Origin of the sequence: Veillonella sp. oral taxon 780 str. F0422, assembly GCF_000221605.1 — a bacterium.
GTDB lineage: Bacteria > Bacillota > Negativicutes > Veillonellales > Veillonellaceae > F0422.
The window spans coordinates 25,236-31,871 of sequence record NZ_AFUJ01000034.1 but is presented as its reverse complement, the minus strand read 5'-3'; the positions used below and the strand labels follow the sequence as shown (position 1 = coordinate 31,871).

The following is a 6,636-nucleotide window of genomic DNA, read 5'->3' as shown; positions in this document are numbered from 1 at the left end:
ATATCTTGTAAAGTAGCCTTCAAACGTTGCGCATCATCTTTCTTTTGTGTTTCTAACTCTTCCGCTCTTGCTAATTGATGGCGAGCTTCTTCCAACTCACGAACAACACGAATATGACGCTCATGAGCATGTTGCTCCGCTATGCGCATACCATCTAAATTAGCCTTCACTTGACTAAGAGAGTCTCGAGTGCTTTGCAAATTAGATTCCGCTTGTTTTACATCTTGTCCAATGGATGTTAAGTTACTTTCTTGGTCTTTCAAAGATGTCAAGTCACAATCATATTGTTGTGCTTTAACTTTCAGTTCTTCCTTCCAAGTTCTTAACTGTTCTTCTCCACCTTTTAACTCTTCTACCATATTGGCTTCTTTTAAGCGAGCTACTTCAATTTGTCCAGTCAGTTCCCCTAATTTACCTTGTAAAGTGGCATATTCATCTTCCATACTTCGGTGGGTTTCACGAAATGATTGAAGCTCATTTTGTGTGGTTTTATAAGTCTCTTGAATTGTATCTAAGCTAGTTTCTAATTCTTCTTGCTCACGAAGGTAGGATAAGTTTTCATTTTCTTGGCGTGTAAATAAACGATCCGCCGTTTTATATTCATGAAAAGCAATAGCTCCATCATAGCTACGCTTATCCTGTGATAATGTATTGTACTCACGTGTTACATTAGCTTTCGCCTCTAATTCTACTAATTGATCTCCTAGCGTACTCATCACATCATCTAATCGTTCCATATTACGATCTGTACTATTGATACGCCGAATAGCATCTTCTTTATTCATTTTAAAGCGAGAGATACCTGCCACATCTTCAAATATTAAGCGACGTTCTTCTGGTTTACTATTCAAGATAGCATCGATACGATTCTGCCCGATGATGGCCATAGAACCTTTACCTAAGCCTGTATCAGCCAATAATAGATGAATATCTTTTAACCGGCAATTTCTCTTATTGATTTGGAATTCACTTTCACCATTGCGATACATACGGCGTGTGATAACAACTTCTGCTAATTCTTTGCCCAAAGTGCCATCACTGTTATCAAAAATTAAGTTTACCTCTGCCGTATTGTGAGGACGACGAGCTTCTGTGCCAGAAAAAATAATATCTTCTGCTTTTTGTCCACGCAAATGGCGTACATTCGATTCCCCTAAAACCCAGCGAATCGCATCAGTAATATTACTTTTACCACTACCATTAGGGCCTACAATCCCAGTCATGCCTGGAGAAAAAGACACTACCGTTTTATCAGCAAAGGACTTGAATCCTTTCATTTCTAGTCGCAATAATTGCATGACTGCTTCCTTTCTATGTATACATAGGTATGTTTCAAATTTACACAATATAATATATTGTTCATACTATATCCTAACCTGACACCTATTTCCAACCTCTCATCACATACTCTCTCTCTACAGAATATTAGTTAATCCATTGTTGTATAACCATAACCCACTATTTAAAGAACCAAGCTATATAGTATATGATCTATCATGACATGCAATACTCCAGTATTATTATTTTCCTGTTTTTCTTGCCAAGTCCATTCTATCTGCTTATATTCCTGTCCAAAATACTCTATATTTCTGTTCTTCAATCCACGTATCTTTGATGTGAAAGGTCTTGGATATTCTACAATGACCTTATGAATCACACCAAATACTTCTAGGTGTTCTTCTATGGTTTGCTGGATAGCTTGAAGCCATTCATAATTGACTACCAATTCTCCAAAGGCAGGAGCATAGGGTCCTCCTACAATACCACGACCAGCATCAAAATCTTCTGTACTTTGTAATCCTACACGTATGATCTGTGTACCTTTGCCTTCTAAATAGGATTTTAAAAAAGCACTATAGGCTACCGCTTGTTCTATTGTTAATGGTACATAACTACCTTCACGAACTCGATCAGCTAGTTCTGTATCTTCAATGACAATCACAGGATAAATGCGACATAAGTCGGCCTGCAATTGACCGGCTTTCACCGCCGTTTTTACTAAAGTAGTCCAAGTTTCGCCAGGTAACCCCGGGAGTAATTGTATACCTAAAGTTATTCCTTCTTCACGTATCATCTTACACGCCTGTTCCACATCTTCTACCGTATGCCCTCGTTTAGCTTCTACTAGCATGGATTCCTCTAATGTTTGTACTCCTAATTCAATGGTTCTTACACCACTAGTAAAGAGCTCTTTCAATCGATCTTCTCTGATAGCATCAGGACGAGTAGACAAACGAATTCCTTGAACTATTCCTTGTTGAAATGCTTCTTTAGCTGGTTCCAATAATGTATCTTGCATTTCTTGTGGTATCGCCGTAAAGCTACCACCAAAGTAAGCTACTTCCCATTGTCCACTATATCCTTGTTCTGATACGGCTCTTTGTATGGAAGAACGAATGATTTCTGGACTGACCATCTCTTGTTGTCCTGATATACGTGACTGATTACAAAATACACAAATATATGGGCAGCCAATATGAGGAATAAAAAATGGAAGTAATCTAGTTTTCTCTTTTTTGCTGTTCCTCATAACTGCCTCCTATGTATCATATAGAAAAAGGAGTGGTTCCCCACCCCTCAATCCTTACTATTGTATAAGCTTTTCATAAGCCTCTTTAGCTGCTGCTTGGGCTGCCACTTTTTTATTTCGCCCAGAACCTACACCTGATGGGACTCCATCGATGACTACTTCCATAGTAAAGAATTTATCATGATCCGGTCCCTCTTCATCGATAACATGATACCGTATCACACATTCCCCTTTTTGTTGTACTAACTCTTGGAGCAATGTTTTAAAATCTTTTCCTACTTTCCCGGAAAGTGCCATATTCATATATCCATGCAAATGACTCAAAACAAACTGTTTTCCCACATCATAACCACACTCTAGGTAGATAGCCCCTAAGACAGCCTCAAAAGTATCTGCCAAAATGGAGTTTCTATTGGCTCCACCACAATGCCGCTCGCCTCTACCTAAGCGTAAATATTTTCCTAAGTCTAGAGTACGACTACATTCTGCTAAAGAACCTTCACAGACGGTGCATGCTTTTAAACGGGTCAGTTCACCCTCAGTCATTTCTGGATATGTAGTAAATAAATATTCTCCTATAATAAGATCTAACACTGCATCCCCTAAAAACTCTAATCGTTCATTATGATATTCATGGGATAATTTATGTTCATTCGCATAGGAAGAATGTGTCAAAGCACGATTTAATGTACTTATATTGCGTAAAGGCAAATGTAAATTCGCAATAAGCTCGTGAAGTAATGCTTCACGAGCCTTGCTAGTTACTTTGCTACTTTTAGGAGCATTCACAATTACGCCTCGTAACGACGAACAACGATAGTTCCGTTGTGTCCACCAAAACCGAAGGAGTTGGAAAGAGCTACATCAACTTTCATATCACGAGCTCCATCAGATACATAATCTAAATCCAATTCTGGATCTGGATTATCAAGGTTAATTGTTGGATGCACTTTGCCAGTCTCAATAGCCATTGCCATAACAATTGCTTCAATAGCACCAGCAGCACCTAATAAGTGACCTGTCATAGATTTTGTGGAGTTTACTGCTAATTTACTAGCATGATCTCCAAATAATTGTTTGATTGCCAATGTTTCATTTGCATCATTGATGGATGTAGATGTACCATGGGCATTAATATAATCAACTTCTTCAGGTTTGATACCTGCATCATTCAATGCTAATTCCATGCATTTGCGAGCTTGTGTACCACCTGGTGCTGGAGAAGAAATATGATATGCATCACCATTTGTACCATATCCCACTACTTCTGCGTAGATATGAGCACCACGTGCTTTTGCATGTTCTAATTCTTCTAATACAACGATACCAGAACCTTCGCCCATTACGAATCCATCGCGATCAGCTGCAAATGGACGAGATGCTTTTGTAGGTTCATCATTACGTGTAGACATAGCTTTCATAGATGCGAAACCAGCTACTGCTGCTGGAGAAACTGCCGCCTCTGTACCACCAGCAAACATTACGTCTGCTTGACCATGTGCAATCATGCGGAATGCTTCACCAATCGCATTTGTACCAGAAGTACACGCTGTAACAACAGTTTCTACTGGTCCTTTTAAGCCTAATTGAATAGATACACGACCAGATACCATGTTTGCAATCATCATAGGTACTGCAAATGGACTTACACGACCTGGACCTTTTTCAAATAAAGTCACATATACATCATGGATAGAATCAATACCACCAATACCAGTACCAACTACAGTACCACAACGATCTGCTTCTTCTTTGTCTAAATCTAAATCAGCATCTTTTTGCGCAAGCACTGCCGCTGCAATAGCAAATGCTGCAGAGCGGTCCATACGGCGCGCTTCTTTTTTATCAATTCCAAATTGTGTTGGATCGAAATCTTTAATTTCACCTGCAATACGAGTTGCATAATCACTTGCATCAAATCGAGTAATTGGACCGATACCAGATTCGCCACGTAGCAATGCATTGTAAAAGTCATCTTTACCGATTCCCACTGGTGTCACAGCACCTAAACCAGTAATAACAACACGTCTTTCCATTATTCCACCTCTTTATAATCTCATTTAATCAATGGCTGCTGCCTCTGAAACTAGGCGAGCAAAAATCTCTTTCACAGGTAATATGGAGTCTACTTTACGCATATTATTACCCGAGAACACTAATCCCGTTTCCACGTCACCTTGTTGAGCACGTGAAAGGGCTTTAATAATACAGAATTTGTGAGAACAATGCTTTAAGCATCGATGACACTCTGTAGGTGGCGGTACTGTACCATCTAATACTGTTTCTGCAAACTTATTACGCAACGCTTGTCCTGGAAGTCCTACTGGACTTTGGATCAAGACAATATCATCTGGAGCATCTGCACGAACGTACATTTTTTTCAATTCATCAGAGGCATTACACTCCACACTAGCAGCAAAACGGCTTCCCATTTGCACTCCACTAGCACCAAGTTTAATCATCTCCACAATATCTGCTCCATCAAGAACCCCACCAGCACCGATGACTGGAATATTTTTCACAGCCGCCACTACTTCAGGTACTAATTCACGAGAGGAGCGATCTGTACCTAAGTGACCACCTGCTTCACAACCTTCCACGATCACAGCGGAGGCTCCTAATCCTTCAGAAATACGAGCTAATTTAGGAGTGGATACGATTGGTACAATAGGTGTACCAGATTCACGACCTAAGGCAAACATATCTCTGGAAAATCCAGCGCCAGCTACTACGAGGTCAATGCCCTCCTCAATGGCCGTTTTTACAAGGCCTAAAAATTCTGTAGCGGCTACCATTGCATTTATACCGATAATGCCCGTAGGCGATAATTTTCTTGCTAATTGTATTTCGTATCGTAATTCATCAAAAGGCATGCCAGATGCTGCAATCAGGCCGATACCACCTTCATTTGCAACTGCTGCAGCCAACCGAGCTGTAGACAATCGGATTGCCATTCCACCTTGAATTACCGGTACTTTGGCTACCAATTTCCCTATTTTAAGTTCAGGGAGTTTCACTATTATTCCTCCTATGTGCAAATCCACTCAGGGAGCCGAGGCCCCCTTTGTGGTGCATAAGTGCTTAGACTTATTTTGTAGAATCGATGTAATCAACTGTATCTTTTACAGTTTTGATTTTTTCAGCAACATCATCAGGGATTTCAATATTGAATTCCTCTTCAAATGCCATGATCAATTCAACGATGTCAAGAGAGTCAGCGCCCAAATCATCGATGAAAGTGGAATCGATAGCCACTTCAGATTCGTCAACGCCCAATTGTTCAACAACAATAGCTTTTACTTTGTCAAATGTGCTCATTACGTACACCTCCTTTCATGTAGTCTATGTATAGAATCTTGCGTTTACATCACCATTCCGCCGTCTACATTGAGAACTTGGCCAGTAATATAACTTGCAAAGTCAGACGCTAAAAACGTTACTACACTAGCAATTTCTTCCGGTTGACCCATGCGACCAAACGGCACAGTAGCTGCAATACCTTCTTTAATTTTTTCAGGTAACACATCTGTCATTGCTGTTTCAATAAATCCTGGTGCTACTGCATTTACAGTAATACCACGAGCTGCTAATTCTTTGGCACAAGTTTTGGTAAAGCCAATTACCCCTGCTTTAGCAGCGGCATAATTGGCCTGACCCACATTACCAGTAACACCAGATACAGATGTCATATTGATAATGCGACCAGCACGTTGTTTTACCATAAGCTTAGCAACTGCTTTAGTCACAAGGTATACACCTTTTAAGTTAATGTTTAATACTTCATCCCAATCGGAATCTTTCATGCGAATCAATAATCCGTCACGAGTGATGCCTGCATTATTTACAAGAATATCGATATGACCAAATGTCGCAATTGCTTCATCTACCATGGCTTGTACATCGTCTGCATCGCCTACATTAGCTTTAATTTTGATAGCCTTACGGCCCAATGCTTCAATTTTTTCAACAGTTTCTTGTGCTACTGCTTCATTACCAATAAAGTTTACAACTACATCTGCTCCAGCTTTTGCTAATTCAATAGCAGTGGCTTGTCCGATACCACGGGAAGCACCTGTAACTAAAGCTACTTTACCTGTTAAATTCAT

The 6,636-nt window shown here is 40.0% G+C and carries 7 protein-coding genes; all 7 read right to left on the bottom strand.

The window, feature by feature from the left end:
• A partial coding sequence (locus HMPREF9200_RS04250) for a chromosome segregation SMC family protein (RefSeq protein WP_009353562.1) occupies positions 1 to 1,298 on the bottom strand: 1,298 nt, incomplete at its 3' end.
• 164 nt (positions 1,299 to 1,462) lie between these two features.
• Positions 1,463 to 2,530, bottom strand: coding sequence for an elongator complex protein 3 (locus HMPREF9200_RS04245; RefSeq protein WP_009353564.1), 1,068 nt, complete (start codon positions 2,528 to 2,530; stop codon positions 1,463 to 1,465).
• Positions 2,531 to 2,587: 57 nt separating this feature from the next.
• Positions 2,588 to 3,319 (bottom strand): ribonuclease III, encoded by a 732-nt coding sequence (rnc, locus tag HMPREF9200_RS04240; protein ID WP_009353573.1) that lies wholly within the window; start codon positions 3,317 to 3,319, stop codon positions 2,588 to 2,590.
• A 2-nt stretch (positions 3,320 to 3,321) separates the two neighbouring features.
• Positions 3,322 to 4,566 (bottom strand): beta-ketoacyl-ACP synthase II, encoded by a 1,245-nt coding sequence (gene fabF / locus HMPREF9200_RS04235; protein ID WP_009353559.1) that lies wholly within the window; start codon positions 4,564 to 4,566, stop codon positions 3,322 to 3,324.
• A 24-nt stretch (positions 4,567 to 4,590) separates the two neighbouring features.
• Positions 4,591 to 5,547, bottom strand: a complete 957-nt coding sequence (locus tag HMPREF9200_RS04230) for a nitronate monooxygenase family protein (protein WP_009353550.1) — start codon at positions 5,545 to 5,547, stop codon at positions 4,591 to 4,593.
• Between the two features lie 70 nt (positions 5,548 to 5,617).
• On the bottom strand, positions 5,618 to 5,848 hold the full coding sequence (locus HMPREF9200_RS04225) for an acyl carrier protein (protein WP_009353552.1): 231 nt from the start codon (positions 5,846 to 5,848) through the stop codon (positions 5,618 to 5,620).
• A gap of 44 nt (positions 5,849 to 5,892) precedes the next feature.
• A complete protein-coding gene (gene fabG, locus HMPREF9200_RS04220; protein WP_009353560.1) occupies positions 5,893 to 6,636 on the bottom strand; it encodes a 3-oxoacyl-[acyl-carrier-protein] reductase in 744 nt (247 codons plus the stop codon).